Raw genomic sequence first — 17,516 nt, forward strand, 5'->3', positions numbered from 1 at the left:
CTGCTTCCCCCTCACCCCGCCCGGCCCTTGTGACGCGGACTGCTCCGCGCTCGTCCCGTCCACCTCACCCGGATGCCGCACGGCGACTCCCACCCGCCGCTCCCGCACGGCCGGCCCGCGGGCCCCGGCCCCGGTGGGCAGGCCCGGGGCGGGCGGTGCGTACCGTCGGGGCAGTCGGTACGGGCTGCCGTCGGGGCGGTCGTGTGTGCTGCCGAGCCGGTCATGTGTACGGGGTGGACGGTGCGTTCCGCCCCCGGGACCGGGCGGACGGCGCGGTCCGGCGGAACGGCTCCACGGCCCGGCGGGGCGGTGGTACGTCCGGCAGGGCGCTCGTACGGACTGCGAGGAGGTTTTGTGGACGGCCGAGACGGCGGTGCGGACGGCCGGACAACCTCGTACGCAGGGCGAACGCACCCGGGCCCGGTCAACTGAAACCATCCGCCTCCGCAACACCCCCGGATGGCCCACCACACAAGGCGCGGGGTCCCACGATGAGGCCGGTCCCGGCCGCTACCCTTACGTATCCGTCCTGGTCAGGGACATGTCCGCGCTTCACGGACATACGCCGCACCCACCACACACAAGAGAGGTTCGCCGATGGGCATTCGGAGTCTGCTGCGCAACGCTTTCGGTCGCTCCAAGGCGACCCGTGAAGAAACCGGCGCGGCCCCGAGCGGCGCCGACAAGCCGGAGTCCGCGACCATCCCGGAGGCTCGCGAAGAGTCCGTCCCGGCCGCGACCGCCCCGGCCCCGGAGGCCGAGGTCCCGGCCGCACGGACGGCCCCCACGGAGACACCGGACACCGACCCGGCTCCCGCTCCGACCACCGCGACGCTGCCGGCACAGGGCGGCCGCGCGGACCGGGGAGACCGGCCGGCGGAGACCTCCCCGGTGCGCGAGGACGAGGCTGCGGCCGAGGCCCCCGCGACGGCCGAGCCCTCCCCCGTGGACGCGGCCGCCGTCGAGCCGTCGACCGCCGCCGAGCCGTCGGTTGCCGAGGAGACCGCGGTGGCCGGGAAGTCCGAGGCGGACGCCGTCGAGGACAAGGCCGGCGCGGCCACCGGCAACGACAAGGACGTACCCGCGGACGAGGCCCCCGAGGCCACGGATGCTGCCGCCCCGGCCGCCTCCGACACCGTCTCCGACCTCGTGAGCCAGGCCTTCGACAACCCGAGCCAGGCGCCGGCGGCGGACGCCGAGCCGACCGCGGACGCCGATGCCGATGAGCCGACCACGGACGCTGCCGCTGCCGAGCCGACCGCGGATGCCGCGGAGCCGGAGCCGGAGCGTGCGGCGGAGCCGGTGGCCGAGGTGAAGGAGACGGCCGAGGCGGAGCCGGTCGCCGAGGCGGACGAAACGCCTGCGGCAGAGCCGGTGGCGACGGCTGACGCGGTGGCGGAGCCCGAGCCCGAGCCGACGGTCGAGCCCGCGGCGGAGGTCGTCGCGGAACCCGCGGACGCGGCAGTTGCCGAGCCTGCGGACGCGGTGGTCGCCGAGGCTGCGGACGCGGCAGCGGTCGAGGCCGAGGCCGAAGCTGCCGCAGAGCCGGAAGCCGCGCCCGAGCCGGTGACCGAAGCCGCGGCGAAGACCGAAGCAGCCGAGGCAGAGCCGAAGTCCGAACCGAAGGCAGAGCCGAAGCCGAAGGCCAAGTCCGGGGCAAAGCCGGAGGCAACGGCAGCGACAGCGGAAAAGGCCGCGGACCGCCCCGGTGCCGAGACCCCCGGCGCCCTCCCCACCGTCGCCCCCGCGCTCCTCAGCCTCTACAAGTCCGCGGGCGCCACCCTGGACAAGCACGGCCTCGCCACCCAGCGCGCCGCCGTCTACCTGGTCCTCGACCGCTCCGGCTCGATGCGCAACTACTACAAGGACGGCACGGTCCAGAACCTCGCCGAGCAGGCCCTCGGCCTCGCCGCGCACTTCGACGACGACGCCACCGTCCCCGTCGTCTTCTTCTCCACCGACATCGACGGCACCGCCGACATCGACCTCACCAACTACGAGGGCCGGATCGCGGAACTGCACGCCGGTCTCGGCCACATGGGCCGTACGAACTACCACTGGGCCATCAACGCCGTCGTCGACCACTACAAGAAGTCCGGTTCCACCGCCCCGGCCTTCGTCATCTTCCAGACCGACGGCGCCCCGACCTCCAAGCCGGCCGCCGAGAAGGCGCTCTGCGAGGCGGCCGGGCTGCCCATCTTCTGGCAGTTCATCGGCTTCGGTGACCCGGACGCCAAGGGCTTCGACTTCCTCCGCAAGCTCGACGACCTGGCCGTCCCGGAGAAGCGCGTCATCGACAACGCCGGCTTCTTCCACGCCGGCCGCGACCCGCGCGGCCTCTCCCACGACAAGCTCTACCAGCAGCTGATGGTCGAGTTCCCCGAGTGGCTCGCCGAGGCCCGCACCGCGGGCGTCATCAAGGACAACTGACCCTCGACCGTTCCTCTTCACGCGACCCCAGCGGCCGCGGCGGGCCCCGAACCCGCCGCGGCCGCTGCCTTTGCCGAGGTCGGGAAGCCGAGGGGCGACAGCCGGGGCCAGGGGCCGACGCACCCCATTGCGCTGCGGCACCCCCTGCGCCGAGGCGTCCCCTGCGCCGAGGCGCCCCGTAGGGCGAGGCATCCCATCGCCCCCCACACACACAGCAGGCGCCACCTCGCCCCACTGCCTAGGCTGAATGGATGAAGTGCCCCGTTTCCTCCCCATAGCTCACGTTCCGAGCGGTGGGGCGGCACCGGGTGGCCGTACCAGCCGAGCGAGGTGGGTCGTGATGGGTGAGGCGAGCCGAGAGGGGGGCGGCGAGCCGCCTCCGGCACCGCGCAGGCCCCCCACCCCCACCTGGGCACTCCCGGCCGAACCCGATCCGCGGCGCTGGTGGGCACTGGTGGTGATCGCCATTGCGCAGTTGATGGTGGTCCTGGACGCGAGCATCGTGAACATCGCGCTGCCCTCGGCCCAGCGGGACCTGGGGATGTCGGACGCGAACCGCCAGTGGGTGATCACCGCGTACACGCTCGCGTTCGGCGGGCTGCTGCTGCTCGGCGGGCGGATCGCCGACCTGGTGGGGCGGAAGAAGACCTTCATGATCGGGCTGGTCGGCTTCGCGATCGCGTCCGGGCTGGGCGGCGCGGCCACCGGGTCCGGGCTGCTGTTCGGGGCGCGGGCGCTGCAGGGCGCCTTCGCCGCGCTGCTGGCGCCGTCCGCCCTGTCCCTGCTGACCACCACCTTCACCATCGGCAAGGAACGCAGCAAGGCCTTCGGGATCTACGGGGCCATCGCGGGCGGGGGCGCGGCCATCGGACTGATCGCCGGCGGGCTGCTGACCCAGTATCTGAACTGGCGCTGGTGTCTGTATGTGAACGTCCCGATCGCCGTGGTCGCCTTCATCGGTGCCGCCGTGTTCCTGCGCGACCGGCCGGAGCGGGGGCGCGTCTTCCTGGACGTTCCGGGCGTGGTGCTGGGCTGCGGCGGCCTGGTCGCGATCGTCTACGGGTGCAGCGAAGCGGAGCCGCGGGGATGGGGGGACGGGCTGGTCCTCGGGTTGCTGCTGGGGGGTGTGGCGCTGCTGGGCGTCTTCGCGTGGTGGCAGTCGAGGGCCCGTCACCCCCTGCTGCCGTTGCACATCGTCCGCAACCGGAACCGTGGGGGCGCCTTCCTGACCATGGGGCTGGCGGTCATCGGGCTGTTCGGAATGTTCCTTTTCATGACCTACTACCTGCAGACCGTGCTCGGGTATTCACCGGTCAAGACCGGGGTGGCCTTCCTGCCGATGGTGGTCGCGATCGTCGTCGGTTCGACACAGATTTCCGCACGGCTGCTGCACCGGATCCCGCCGCGGTTCCTGATGGCCCCCGGGGCCGTCCTCGCATCCGTGGGGCTCTTCACGCTGACGTTCCTGACGGCCGAGCCCGCGTACGTCTCCCATGTGCTGCCGGCCATGCTGCTCGTCGGACTCGGCATGGGCCTGACCTTCATGCCGGTGATGGCGACGGCCACGTCCGGGGTGGCTCCGCACGACTCCGGCGTCACCTCCGCGACGGTCAACACGGCGCAGCAGGTGGGCGGTTCGATCGGTACGGCGCTGCTGAACACCATCGCGACCTCGACGAGCGCGGCGTACATCGCCGACCACCTGGCGGACGCGGCCCGCCGGGGCGGGGCCCTCGGTTTCACCCCCGCGGTGCGGGAAGGCATCGTGAAGAGCGGAGTGGTGCACGGGTTCACCGTGGCCATCGGGGTGGGCTCGGCGATCATGCTGCTGGCCGCGCTCGTCGCCGGGCTGATGGTCAACGGCCGGGCCCCGACCCAGGACCGGGCCCCGGCGGCGGACAGCGCGGAGTCGGCGGACGCCGCGGCGTGAGGAGCGGGGCGTACGGCGGGGCGGTACGACCGGCGGTACGACGGGGCGATCAGCCCCGAAAGCCCGCGCGGGCACCCCCACCCCGTCCAGTACGATATTGACGTTCCGTAAAGCAAATCCTCACTCACCGTAGCGACTTGGGAGCAGCCGGCAATGGCTCGACACCTCATCACCAGCGCCCTTCCGTACATCAACGGGATCAAGCACCTGGGCAACATGGTGGGGTCCATGCTCCCGGCCGACGTGTACGCGCGGTACATGCGGCAGCGCGGCCACGATGTGCTCTACATCTGCGCGACGGACGAGCACGGGACCCCCGCCGAGCTGGCGGCGAAGGACGCGGGCCAGTCGGTCGACGCGTTCTGCGCGGAGCAGCACGACAAGCAGAAGGCGATCTACGAGGGCTTCGGCCTCGACTTCGACTACTTCGGCCGGAGCTCGTCGCGGGAGAACGTGGAGCTGACGCAGCACTTCGCGCGCAAGCTGCAGGAGAACGGCTTCATCGAGGAGCGGGCGATCCGCCAGGTCTTCTCGGTCGCCGACGACCGCTTCCTGCCGGACCGCTACATCGTCGGTACGTGTCCGCACTGCGGCTACGACAAGGCGCGCGGCGACCAGTGCGAGAACTGCACCCGGGTGCTCGACCCGACCGACCTGATCGACGCCCGGTCGGCGATCAGCGGCAGCGGTGAGCTGGAGGTGCGCGAGACCAAGCACCTCTTCCTGCTCCAGTCGAAGCTGCAGCACGAGGTCGAGGGCTGGCTGGAGGGCAACGGCAGCAAGGACTGGCCGACGCTGGCCTCCTCCATCGCGCACAAGTGGCTCACCGAAGGCCTCCAGGACCGGGCGATCACCCGTGACCTGGACTGGGGCGTTCCGGTGCCGGCCGACGTGTGGCCGGAGCTGGCGGCCGAGGGCAAGGTCTTCTACGTCTGGTTCGACGCACCGATCGAGTACATCGGGTCGACGAAGGAGTGGGCGGACGCCGTCTCCGACGGGAGCCGCGACTGGAAGTCGTGGTGGTACGAGGCCGACGACGTCCGGTACACGGAGTTCATGGCCAAGGACAACGTGCCGTTCCACTCCGTGATGTTCCCGGCGACCCAGCTGGGCACCCGCGAGCCGTGGAAGAAGGTCGACTTCCTCAAGGCCTTCAACTGGCTCAACTACTACGGCGGGAAGTTCTCCACCTCCCAGCGGCGCGGCATCTTCACGGACGCGGCGCTCGAGCTGCTGCCCGCCGACTACTGGCGCTACTTCCTGATCGCCAACGCCCCGGAGTCGGACGACACCTCCTTCACCTGGGAGCTGTTCGCGGCGTCGGTCAACAAGGACCTGGCGGACACCCTCGGCAACTTCGTCAACCGGGTGCTGTCGTTCTCCCGTAAGCGGTTCGGTGACGAGGTGCCCGCGGGCGCCGAGGCCGGGGCCGCGGAGCAGAAGCTGGGCGAGGAGATCGCCGGACTGCTGGCGGAGTACGAGGGCCACATGGAGGCCCTGCAGTTCCGCAAGGCCGCGGCCTCGCTGCGCGCCCTGTGGAGCGCGGGCAACTCCTACCTGGAGGAGAAGGCCCCCTGGCTGGAGATCAAGACCGACAAGGACGCGGCGGCGCTGACGCTGCGTACGGCGATGAACCTCATCCATCTGTACGCGATCGTCTCCGAGCCGTTCATTCCGTCGTCGGCCACGTCGATGCGGGGTGCCTTCGCCCTGGAGAACGACACCGCGGTGTGGGTCTCCCCGGAGGAGGCGAAGGCGCTGGCCTCGGTGCCCGCCGGGACGCCCTTCACCGTGCCGCCGGTGCTCTTCGCGAAGATCACCGAAGACGACCTGGAGTCCTACCGCGAGCGCTTCGGCGGCGCGGAGCAGTAGGACCGGCCCGCCCGGCGGCGTCGCTGCCGGGCGGAGCACCGGAGAACCACCTCGTGCCCGTCCGGCCCTTTCGGCCGGACGGGCACGAGCGCGTTCGGGGCGCGGACGAGCACGTTCGGGGCGCGGGGCGGTCGTCGGCCGGGGACGGGCGGTCTTCCCGGGCGGAGACGATCCGCGGCAGGTGCCGCCGGTTCAGGGGCCGGCGGCCCCGGTCAGGGCCGGGTCCGCGGGGACAGATACGCCTGCAGCCGCCGGAAGTCCGGCACCGGCGGCAGCGCCACCCGCCGCCAGCCACGGGCGTAGGCCGGCGGCCGCTGACCGTTGGCCACGATGACGGCCACCGGGCGGCCCGCGCCCAGCCGGGCCAGGCCGGCGGGGGTGATGCTGGCGTCATGGCCGCGGGGCTGGCGGGACGCACAGCCGGCCCGGTACGCCACCCGTACCGCTTCCTCGCCGCTCACCACACAGGGCGGCCGCACTCCGGCCGCCCGCAGCGACGCGGTGATCCGCTCGATACCGGCCTGGGAGCGCGCGGTGCTGCGCACCATCTTGTGCCAGACCGTCAGCTGGATGACCTCATGGCTCATCAGGACGAGGACGAGGACGGCCAGCGCCCAGGCGTGCCGACGACGCGGCAGGAGGGTCAGCCAGTACAGGAACCAGGCGGCGGGCATCATCAGCAGGGCATAGGCGGGCAGCAGGAAGCGCGGGGCGGCGTAGTCCACCGTCAGGAGGTAGGGGGCGGCGAGGCAGAGGCCGACCAGCGCCGGCAGGACGACGGGGGCCGGCCCGTACCGGTGCAGCGGGCCGCGGGAGTCGCGCAGGCGCACCAGCGGCCAGGCGGGGCCGCGGCCGTACCGTCCGCCGCCGGGCGCGGGGTCGCCCGCCGGGTCGAGTGCGAGGCTGCCGGGCCGGATGGGCGCCAGTCCGAGGGGGTGCCGGGCACCGCTGCGCGCCGCCGGACCGTACCCGTCCAGCTCACCGCGGGGCTCGCGGGCCCGCAGCGCCGCCCACACCGCTCCGGCGACCGCCAGGGGCAGCACCAGCCACCACACCGCGGTCTCCGGGTGATCCCAGGTCAGATGGCAGGGGCGGCACAGCGTCTTGCCCTGGAGCGCCCGTGCGTGGTCGTCGAAGGACAGGTGCCAGCCGAGCCCGCCCTGGATCTGCCCGGCCGTCCGCAGCCGTGCCAGGAGCCCGCCGTAGGACAGATATGCCTCCGCGACCCACTCGGCGGACCCCAGGGCCAGGCCGAGCGGCAGCGCCAGCAGCACGGCGGGGCGCCGCCAGGAGGGGACGCACAGCGCCGCGGCGAAGAGCGGCACGGCGAGCCAGACGGCGTCGGTGGGACGCATCAGCGCGGCCACGGCCACCGCGACGGCGAGTCCGGCCGCGGCACCCCGGTCGCCGCGCGGGGCCAGTTGACGGGACGGCTGCCGTACGGCCCGCAGGAAGCAGCCGGTGGCGGCGAGCACGGCGTAGGCGGCCCAGAGGTTGGGCATCGCCTGCGGACCGTAGAAGAGCGTGATCCACAGCCCGGCGAACAGCGCGCCGCCCAGGGCCGGTACGGGGGCGGGCAGCAGGCGCCGCCAGATGCACAGGGTGAGCAGGAACGCGGCGCCGGAGAGCACCGCCAGGTAGCAGTGCAGCACGGTCGCCGAGGTCGTCAGGGCGGCCATCGGGGCGAGGAGGAAGCTGACGCCGCGGGCGCGCGGGGCGCTGAAGAACGCGGCCGGCGCATGGTGGTCGACCTGGCTGAGGTACACCGTCTCGTCCCACCCCAGGCCGGGGACGGCGACGGCGGAGGCGAGCAGGCAGGCGGTGAAGACGACGGCCACGGCGGTGAGCCACCACAGGTCGCCGCTCGGGACCGGACGCGTCTCACGGGCCTGCGGCCCCAGAGCGGACCTGGCGGAGAGGAGACTGGCTTGCTGCATGGGCACCACAGTGCGTGCCGTGCCGGGACTCGGCCACACGGATGGGGCGGTCGGGGCACTCGGGCCGGACCGGGGTCCCTCATCGGCGGGCATGCCCTCGGCTGCCGGCGCCCGCCCGGCGGGACACGGGCCCGCACACAGAGCAGGGGCGGCGTTTCACGTGAAACGCCGCCCCTCAGCCTGTTCCAGGCCTACCGCCCCTGGGCGATGCCTACTTCACCTGCGGCTTGCGGAGGGAGAGGTGCAGCTCCTTGAGGCGCGACTCGTCGACCTCGCTCGGGGCGCCCATCAGCAGGTCCTGGGCGTTGCCGTTGAGCGGGAAGGCGATGGTCTCGCGGATGTTGGGCTCGTCGGCCAGCAGCATGACGATGCGGTCGACGCCGGGGGCGATGCCGCCGTGCGGCGGGGCGCCGAACTTGAAGGCGCGCAGCATGCCGCCGAACTCCGCCTCGACCGTCTCCTTGTCGTAGCCGGCGATCGCGAAGGCCTTGTACATGACCTCGGGCTCGTGGTTACGGATGGCGCCGGAGGACAGCTCGGTGCCGTTGCAGACGATGTCGTACTGCCAGGCCAGGATGTCCAGCGGGTCCTTGGTCTCCAGCGCCTCCAGGCCGCCCTGCGGCATGGAGAAGGGGTTGTGCGAGAACTCGATCTTGCCGGTGTCCTCGTCCTTCTCGAACATCGGGAAGTCGACGATCCAGCAGAAGCGGAACTCGTCCTCGACGAAGTGGCCGGCGCGCTTCGCGGCCTCGACGCGGACCGCGCCCATGATCTTGGAGACCTCGTCGAACTCGCCGGCGCCGAAGAAGACGGCGTGGCCGGGCTTGAGGTCCAGGGCGGCGACCAGCGCCTTGACGTCGTCCTCGGTGAGGAACTTGGCGATCGGGCCGGTCAGCGCGTTCTCTTCGCCGACCCGGACCCAGGCCAGGCCCTTGGCGCCCTGCTGGACGGCGAAGTCACCCAGCTGGTCGAAGAACTTGCGGGGCTGGTCGGCGGTGTCCGGCACGGCCAGGGCACGGACGTGCTTGTCGGCGAAGGCCTTGAAGCCGGAGCCGGCGAAGACGTCGGAGACATCGACCAGCTCCAGCTCGGCGCGCAGGTCCGGCTTGTCGGAGCCGTACTTGACCATCGCCTCGCGGAACGGGATGTGCGGGAAGGGCGAGGTGACCTTGCGGCCGTTGCCGAACTCGGTGAACAGCTCGGTCATCAGCTTCTCGACGGGCCGGAAGACGTCTTCCTGCTCGACGAAGCTCATCTCGATGTCGAGCTGGTAGAACTCGCCCGGCGAGCGGTCCGCGCGGGCGTCCTCGTCGCGGAAGCAGGGCGCGATCTGGAAGTAGCGGTCGAAGCCGGCGATCATCAGCAGCTGCTTGAACTGCTGTGGGGCCTGCGGCAGCGCGTAGAACTTGCCGGCGTGCAGACGCGAGGGGACCAGGAAGTCGCGGGCGCCCTCGGGGGAGGTCGCGGACAGGATCGGGGTCGCCATCTCGTTGAAGCCGAGGGCCACCATCTTGTGACGGATGGCGGAGATGACGGCGGTGCGCAGCATGATGTTGCGGTGCATCCGCTCGCGGCGCAGGTCGAGGAAGCGGTACTCGAGGCGCTTCTCTTCGTTGACGCCGTCATCCGCGTTGATCGTGAAGGGGATCTGGTCGGCGGCGCCGAGCACCTCGACGTCGGTCACCTCGATCTCGATCTCGCCCGTCGGCAGGTCGGGGTTGACGTTGTCGGCGCCGCGCGCGCTGACCTTGCCGTCGATACGGACGACGGTCTCCTTGGTCAGGGAGCCGAGGGCCGCGTTGGCGGGGGTGCCGGGGCGGGCGACGAGCTGAACGAGACCGTAGTGGTCGCGCAGATCGATGAAGAGGATGCCGCCCAGGTCACGTCGATTGTGCAGCCAGCCGCTGAGGCGGACGTCCGTGTCGACGTCCGCGGCTCGGAGCTCGCCGCAGTTATGGGACCGGTACCGATGCATCGCTCATCCAAGTCGTCGCGAGGTCGAGGTGAAGGAGTTGTCGGGAGAGGGAGAGGAAAAGGAATACGGGCTCGGACGCCCGGTCGCTCTCCCCGTGGATCACCCGAAAGGCCACCCCAGGATTGACATAACCGCTCCAGGTTACCGTCCCGGCCCGCACGTCTTCATTGACATATACGCATCAGCGTCGCGGGGAACGGAGCGCGGCACCCCGACTGGGACGATGGTCACGTCCCGCTCGCTGGTGGGGTCCCGCTAAACACACATAAAGTGAGGCAATGCGCACCGAGGATCTCCTGGCCGCCATCGCGACCGGCCTGTGGCGCTGGGACAACGCATCGGGACGGGTGACCCTCGACGCCGAAGCGGCCCGGCTGCTCGGGCTGCCCGCCGCCCCGGTGGAGCTGACCGAGGCCGCGGTGCGCTCCCGTTTTCATCCCATCGACTTCGCCGAGATCAACGGCGTCGTGCAGCTCGCGCTCGCCGAGAAGACGCTGGCCGAGGCCCGGCTGCGCATCGTGGACGAGCGCGGACGGGTGCAGCGCATCGTCCGCTCCCGTTCCCGTCCCCGGGTCGTCGACGGCGGCTTCGAGCTGGTCGGAACCCTTCAGGAGGTGCCCGAACCACAGCCGGGGACCTCCGCCGCACACACCCCGATAACAGGTGACTGGCGCCGTTCGCGCGAGGCGTTCCTGCTGGACGCGGGCCGCGGGCTGGCCGAGGCGCGGTCCACCGCCGAGGTGCTGCGGGTCGCGGCCGGCCTGTCCATGCCCGGGTTCATGCCGGACGGGCTGGCGGTCTTCGGCATCGAGGGCGACCGGCTGTCGGTCATCGGCCACCACGGTCACCACGGCGACGACGAGCGGCCGTTCGTCGCCATGACGCTGGAGGCCGACTACCCGGCCGCCGAGGTCATCCGTACCGGCCGGGCCATCTACCTGCCCACGCCCGAGGAGTACAGCCGCCGCTACCCCGGCACCTGGCCGCTGGCCGCCCGCTTCGGCCGTACGTCCTGGGCGTTCCTGCCGCTGGTGAACGCGGGCCGGACGATCGGCGCCTGGATGGCGGCGTTCGCCCAGCCGGTGGCCTTCACGCCCGACGAGCGCTCGGTGCTGACCACCGTCGCCCGGATGCTGGCGCAGGCGCTCGCCAGGGCCGGGGTGCAGGAGGAGCAGCAGGAGCTGGCACTGGGGCTGCAGCGCAGCATGATGCCGACGGTCCAGCCGGACATCCCGGGGATGACGGTCGCGGCCCGCTACGTCCCGACCGGCGGCGGCCTGGAGGTCGGCGGCGACTGGTACGACATGATCCCGCTGCCGTCCGGCCGGATCGCGCTGGTCATCGGGGATGTCCAGGGGCACGACGTACGGGCCGCGGGCCTGATGGGACAGCTGCGGATCGCGCTGCGCGCCTACGCCTCCGAGGGCCACCACCCCGATGCGGTGCTCTCCCGTGCCTCCCGGTTCCTGGCCGGGATCAACGAGACCGAGCTCCGCGGCCACGGCGAGGACCAGCGCTTCGCGACCTGCCTCTACATCGAGGTGGATCCGGCGACGGGGCTGCTGGACATCGCACGGGCCGGCCACCCCGACCCGGCGATCCGGATGAGCGACGGCACCCTGCTGGTCCGGCCCACCGCGGGCGGGCTGCCGCTGGGCATCGTCCCGGACACCGACTACCCCACCACCCGGCTCGTCCTGGAGCCCGGCGAGACGATGATGGTGTGCACCGACGGACTCATCGAGACCGGCGGCCACGATCTGGAGACCGGCTGGGCACGGCTGCGCGACATCATCGAGGCGCATGAGACCGGTGAGGACGGCGAGAGCCTGGAGCGGCTCGCCGACGCCCTGGTCCAGGCCGTGCACGGGCCCTCCTCGCACCACACCACCGGACCGCTGGTGGACCGCCGTGAGGACGACATCGCCGTTCTGCTGCTGTGCCGCGAGGCCGCCAGCTGTGGGGTCGGGACCGGCGGCCTGCTGGCGCCGCAGCCCGTGCGGCGCACCGTGCTCTCCGTCGCACAGGCCGAGCCGGAGCGGATAGCCGAGGCGCGCCGGCAGGTCCGTGACGTGCTGCACGACTGGGCCGACCCGGACCAGGTGGACTCGGCGGTGCTGATGGTCTCCGAGATGGTCACCAACGTCCTGCTGCACACCGACGGCGACGCGCTGCTGGTCGCCGAGATCACCGGTGCGCACGGCGCCCGGCGCATCCGCGTCGATGTCGCCGACGGCAGCGATGAGCTGCCGCACCGCCGCTGCCCCGGCGAACTGGCCTCGTCCGGACGCGGCCTGATGCTGCTGGAACTGCTCGCCGGGGCGTGGGGCGTGGACCCGCGCGGGGACGGCAAGTCGACGTGGTTCGAGCTCTACGAGGACGCGGGGGACCCAGTGGGTCCGGTGTCACCGGAGTCCGAGCCCTCGGTGTAGTACACCCGCAGCTCGTGGAGTACGCCGGTGACGGCGGCGGTCAGCGGTACGGACAGCAGCATGCCGAGGATTCCGGCGACGCTGGCGCCCGCGGTGATCGCCAGCAGCACCGTCGCCGGATGCATATGGACCGTACGGCTCTGGATCATCGGCTGCAGCACATGCCCCTCCAGCACCTGCACGGCCAGGACGACGCCGAGCGCCCAGAGCGCGATCACAAAGCCGCGGTCGGCCAGCGCCACCAGGATCGCCACGGCACCGGAGATGAAGGCGCCGAGGTAGGGGATATACGCACCGACGAAGACCAGCGCGCCCAGTCCGACGGCGCCCGGCACTCGGAGGATCAGCAGTCCGATGGTGATGCAGATGGCGTCGATCAGGGCGATGACGGTCGTCCCGCGCATAAAGCCCTCGATGGACTGGAAGCCGCGGCGGGCCATCCGCTCCAGCTGCGGTGCCGAGCTGCCGGGCGCCCAGTGGCTCAACGTGCGGACGGCCTTGTGGGAGTCGCGCAGGAAGAAGAAGGTCAGCAGCAGGGCCAGGACCGAGGCGGCGAGGAACTGGCCGACCGCACTGACACCGGTCAGCAGCCCCGAGGCCGCGGTACCGCCGAACTTGGTGACCAGTCCCTTGGATTTGGAGGCGAGATCGTCGAGCGAGGTACCAGCCGCACCGAAGTGCTGGGAGAGGTCCTTGGCAGCCTGCCGGAGCGAGGAGATGATCTGGTCACCGGTGTCGACCAGCGCGCTGACGACGATGTATCCGGCGCCGCCGACCACCAGCAGGAGGACGGCGCAGGTCAGCCCGGCCGCCAGTGACCGGTTGAGCTTCATCGCCACCAGCCGCCGGTAGAGCGGTCCGAGCAGCCCGCTGCCGAGCAGTGCCAGCAGGACGGGCGTGACCGCCGCGCTCAGTTCGATGCACAGCCACACCCCGACGGCCACCACGGCCGCGACCAGCAGCCCCACCAGACACCAGGCCGCGGCACGGCGGGCCGCGATCGGCAGCAACGGCTGTGGGGGCAGTGGCCGTTCGCCCTCGGCGCCGCGCCCGTTTCCATCCGAGTCGTTTTGCACCCGGACAGTGCACCACGGCAGCAGGGCCCGGGCCCGGACCCCGAAACGGGTCAGGGACGGCGTTTCACGTGAAACGCCGTCCCTGCTGCCGACGCGGCGTCAGCGCGCGTCGGCGGGGATCGTCCCGAGCCGGCCGGCCTGGAAGTCCTCGAAGGCCTGCGCCAGTTCGGCGTGGGTGTTCATCACGAACGGGCCGTAATGCATCATCGGCTCGCGGATGGGCAGCCCGCCGAGCAGCACCACCTCGAAGTTCGGGCTGCGCGACTCCTGGGACTCGTCCGCCCGGATGGTGAGCGAGTCGCCCCCGCTGCCGAACACGACCGCCTGCCCCATACGGAACGGGCGCCCCTCCGCACCGGCCGAGCCGCGTCCGGCCAGGGCGTAGGCGAGGGCGTTGAAGTCCTTGCGCCAGGGGATGGTCAGCTCGGCACCCGGGTTCACCGTCACATGCATCATCGTGATCGGCGTATGCGTGATGCCCGGACCGTTGTGGCCGTCGAGGTCACCGGCGATCAGCCGCAGCAGCGTGCCACCGTCCCCCGAGGTCAGCAGCTTGACCTGACCGCCGCCGATGTCCTGGTAGCGAGGGGCCATCATCTTGTCGCTCTTCGGCAGGTTCACCCACAGCTGGAGACCGTGGAAGAGACCGCCGGACATGACGAGCGACTCCGGCGGCGCCTCGATGTGCAGCAGACCCGAGCCGGCCGTCATCCACTGGGTGTCGCCGTCATTGATGACGCCGCCACCGCCGTGCGAGTCACGGTGCACGAAGGTGCCGTCGATCAGGTAGGTCACCGTCTCGAAGCCACGGTGCGGATGCCAGGGCGTGCCCTTGGGCTCTCCGGGCGCGTACTCCACCTCGCCCATCTGATCCATCATGATGAACGGGTCGAGGTGCTTGTAGTCGATGCCGGCGAACGCCCGGCGCACCGGGAAGCCCTCGCCCTCGAAGCCGCTCGGAGCGGTGGCAACGGCCAGCACGGGACGGGCGTGTGCCGCGACGGGCGCCGCCACACGCGGCAGGGTCAGCGGGTTCTCTACGGTCACAGCGGGCATGACGGCCTCCTCGGTCGTTCCCCCAACTTAGTTGAATGGTGAACAACCCGCAAGGCGTGCGGCATTCCCATGCACATTTCCGCAGGTCGAAGGGGGTGCACCGGGACCGACCCGACCCCCGAACCGAGACATGCATCGGGCCGGCCCCCTCGGGGACCGGCCCTCGACTCAGCCGCAACGGCGGCCCTCAGCCCTCTGTACGGCAGGGGCGGTCAGCCATACATGCGCCGCATCGCGAAGTCGACCATCTGCTCCACGGCCTTCGCGTCGAAGACCATCCGGTGATCACCCTCCATGTCGAGGACGAACCCGTACCCGGTCGGCAGCAGATCGAGCACCTCGGCGCCGGTGATCACGAAGTACTTGGACTCCTTGCCCGCGTACCGCCGCAGCTCCTTGAGGGAGGTGAACATCGGGATCACCGGCTGCTGGGTGTTGTGCAGCGCCAGGAAGCCGGGGTTGTCACCGCGCGGGCAGTAGATCTTGGACGTGGAGAAGATGCCCTGGAAGTCCTCTGCCGACATCGAGCCGGTGGTGAAGGCGCGCACCGCATCGGCGAGGGAGGGCGGGGACGGCTCGGGATACAGCGGCGCTTCGCCGTAGCCCCCGGGGGCCGGTTGCTGCGGCGGGGGCGGCGGCGCTCCGTATTGCTGCTGCCCGGCACCCGCGGTCTGGTCGTAGCCGTACATGCGCCACAGCGTACTGAGTCGGCGATTCGCCGGGGGACGCTCGTCACAGATGGGCGGTAGGGGTTGATTCTTATTACCGGTGGGTAGCATCATCGTAGGCACTTGCTACTTGCTGGTATTTGCGTTTGAGGTCCTCCCTCCCGAACCCTTACGGAGCCGTATCCATGGGGCACTACAAGTCGAATCTCCGCGACATCGAGTTCAACCTCTTCGAGGTGCTCGGCCGTGACAGCGTGTACGGCACCGGACCGTTCGCGGAGATGGATGTCGACACCGCCAAGAGCGTGCTGTCCGAGATCGCCCGGCTGTCCGAGAACGAACTGGCCGAGTCGTTCGCCGACACCGACCGCAACCCGCCGGTCTTCGACCCGGACACCAACACCGCGCCGGTCCCGGACAGCTTCAAGAAGAGCTACCAGGCCTTCATGGACGCCGAGTGGTGGCGGCTGGGCATCCCGGAGGAGCTCGGTGGCACCACCGCGCCGCGCTCCCTCCTGTGGGGCTTCGCCGAGACGATCCTGGGCGCCAACCCGGCCGTGTGGATGTACGCGTCCGGCCCCGCCTTCGCCGGCGTCCTCCACGAGGAGGGCACCGAGGAGCAGCACCGCATAGCCCAGCTGATGGTGGACAAGCAGTGGGGCTCCACCATGGTGCTCACCGAGCCGGACGCCGGTTCGGACGTCGGCGCCGGCCGCACCAAGGCCGTGCAGCAGGCGGACGGCACCTGGCACATCGAGGGCGTCAAGCGCTTCATCACCTCCGGTGAGCACGACATGTCCGAGAACATCGTGCACTTCGTCCTCGCCCGCCCCGAGGGTGCCGGTCCGGGCACCAAGGGCCTGTCGCTCTTCATCGTGCCGAAGTACGACTTCGACTGGGAGACCGGCGAGCTGGGCGAGCGCAACGGCGCCTACGCCACCAACGTCGAGCACAAGATGGGCCTGAAGGCCTCCAACACCTGCGAGATGACCTTCGGCGCCAACCACCCGGCCAAGGGCTGGCTGCTGGGCGAGAAGCACGACGGCATCCGCCAGATGTTCAAGATCATCGAGTTCGCCCGGATGATGGTCGGCACGAAGGCCATCGCCACCCTCTCCACCGGCTACCTCAACGCGCTGGAGTACGCCAAGGAGCGGGTGCAGGGCCCGGACCTCGCGGCCTTCACCGACAAGACCGCCCCGCGCGTCACCATCACCCACCACCCCGACGTGCGCCGCTCGCTGATGACGCAGAAGGCGTACGCCGAGGGCATGCGCGCCCTGGTGCTCTACACCGCCACGGTCCAGGACGAGATCATCGTCAAGGAGACCGCGGGCGAGGACGCGAGCGCCGCGATCCGCCTCAACGACCTGCTGCTGCCGATCGTCAAGGGCTACGGCTCGGAGAAGTCCTACGAGCAGCTGGCGCAGTCGCTGCAGACCTTCGGCGGCTCCGGGTACCTGCAGGAGTACCCGATCGAGCAGTACATCCGGGACGCCAAGATCGACACCCTCTACGAGGGCACCACCGCGATCCAGGGCCAGGACTTCTTCTTCCGGAAGATCGTCCGCGACCAGGGCCAGGCCCTCACCGCCCTCTCCGACGAGATCAAGAAGTTCCTCGCCGACAACATCGGCGGCGAGGAGCTGGAGCAGGCCCGCGGCGAGCTGGCCAAGGCCGCCGCCGACCTGGAGGCGATCGTCGGCGCCATGCTGACCGACCTCGCGGCGACCGAGAAGGACGTCAAGTCCATCTACAAGGTCGGCCTGAACACCACCCGCGTGCTGATGGCCTCCGGCGACGTCGTCATCGGCTACCTCCTGCTCAAGGGTGCGGCCGTGGCCGCGGAGAAGCTGGCCGGCGCCTCGGCGAAGGACAAGCCCTTCTACACCGGCAAGATCGCCGCGGCGAAGTTCTTCGCGCACAACGTCCTGCCGGGCGTCGGCGTCCAGCGCGGTCTGGCCGAGTCCGTCGACCAGTCGCTGATGGAGCTCGACGAGGCCGCGTTCTAGGAGCGGATTCCCGCAGCCTTCCGCGGCGGCGTGTCTCCGGAATCTTCCGGAGAAGCCGTCCAGACTGACGGTGCCCGCCTCTCTTCCCCCGGAGAGGCGGGCACCCTCATGTCCGGCGGGCGGCAGGG

10 protein-coding genes are annotated in these 17,516 nt (G+C 71.0%); 5 read left to right on the forward strand and 5 right to left on the reverse strand.

Annotated features, from left to right (window positions below; genetic code table 11):
* Positions 1-597 precede the first annotated feature (597 nt).
* From Scani_RS35745 to metG, 3 genes are all read left to right on the forward strand, one after another.
* A complete protein-coding gene (locus Scani_RS35745; protein WP_159481821.1) occupies positions 598-2,430 on the forward strand; it encodes a vWA domain-containing protein in 1,833 nt (610 codons plus the stop codon).
* A gap of 340 nt (positions 2,431-2,770) precedes the next feature.
* Positions 2,771-4,360, forward strand: a complete 1,590-nt coding sequence (locus Scani_RS35750) for an MFS transporter (RefSeq protein WP_246296341.1) — start codon at positions 2,771-2,773, stop codon at positions 4,358-4,360.
* Between the two features lie 153 nt (positions 4,361-4,513).
* Positions 4,514-6,232: a methionine--tRNA ligase gene (gene metG / locus Scani_RS35755; RefSeq protein WP_159481822.1), complete on the forward strand. Its 1,719-nt coding sequence runs from the start codon at positions 4,514-4,516 to the stop codon at positions 6,230-6,232.
* Positions 6,233-6,444: 212 nt separating this feature from the next.
* Here the strand turns inward: metG and Scani_RS35760 are convergent, their stop codons facing one another.
* Both Scani_RS35760 and aspS read right to left on the reverse strand, forming a co-directional pair.
* Positions 6,445-8,169 (reverse strand): hypothetical protein, encoded by a 1,725-nt coding sequence (locus Scani_RS35760; RefSeq protein ID WP_159481823.1) that lies wholly within the window; start codon positions 8,167-8,169, stop codon positions 6,445-6,447.
* 211 nt (positions 8,170-8,380) lie between these two features.
* Positions 8,381-10,144 (reverse strand): aspartate--tRNA ligase, encoded by a 1,764-nt coding sequence (gene aspS / locus Scani_RS35765; RefSeq protein ID WP_159481824.1) that lies wholly within the window; start codon positions 10,142-10,144, stop codon positions 8,381-8,383.
* Between the two features lie 278 nt (positions 10,145-10,422).
* Here aspS and Scani_RS35770 point away from each other — a divergent pair, with 278 nt between their 5' ends.
* Positions 10,423-12,576, forward strand: coding sequence for an ATP-binding SpoIIE family protein phosphatase (locus Scani_RS35770; protein WP_159481825.1), 2,154 nt, complete (start codon positions 10,423-10,425; stop codon positions 12,574-12,576).
* Here the strand turns inward: Scani_RS35770 and Scani_RS35775 are convergent.
* From Scani_RS35775 to Scani_RS35785, 3 genes are all read right to left on the reverse strand, one after another.
* Positions 12,516-13,652, reverse strand: coding sequence for an AI-2E family transporter (locus Scani_RS35775; RefSeq protein WP_159481826.1), 1,137 nt, complete (start codon positions 13,650-13,652; stop codon positions 12,516-12,518). The genes Scani_RS35770 and Scani_RS35775 overlap by 61 nt on opposite strands.
* Before the next feature lie 99 nt (positions 13,653-13,751).
* Positions 13,752-14,708 carry a pirin family protein gene (locus tag Scani_RS35780; RefSeq protein WP_159481827.1) on the reverse strand — a complete coding sequence of 319 codons (957 nt, stop codon included), beginning with the start codon at positions 14,706-14,708 and terminating at the stop codon, positions 13,752-13,754.
* A 212-nt stretch (positions 14,709-14,920) separates the two neighbouring features.
* Positions 14,921-15,397: an SseB family protein gene (locus Scani_RS35785; protein ID WP_159481828.1), complete on the reverse strand. Its 477-nt coding sequence runs from the start codon at positions 15,395-15,397 to the stop codon at positions 14,921-14,923.
* Between the two features lie 164 nt (positions 15,398-15,561).
* Here Scani_RS35785 and Scani_RS35790 point away from each other — a divergent pair, with 164 nt between their 5' ends.
* Complete coding sequence (locus Scani_RS35790) at positions 15,562-17,388, forward strand: acyl-CoA dehydrogenase (protein ID WP_159481829.1); 1,827 nt, start codon at positions 15,562-15,564, stop codon at positions 17,386-17,388.
* The last annotated feature ends 128 nt before the right edge of the window (positions 17,389-17,516 follow it).

The sequence above is a fragment of the Streptomyces caniferus genome (assembly GCF_009811555.1).
Classification (GTDB): domain Bacteria; phylum Actinomycetota; class Actinomycetes; order Streptomycetales; family Streptomycetaceae; genus Streptomyces; species Streptomyces caniferus.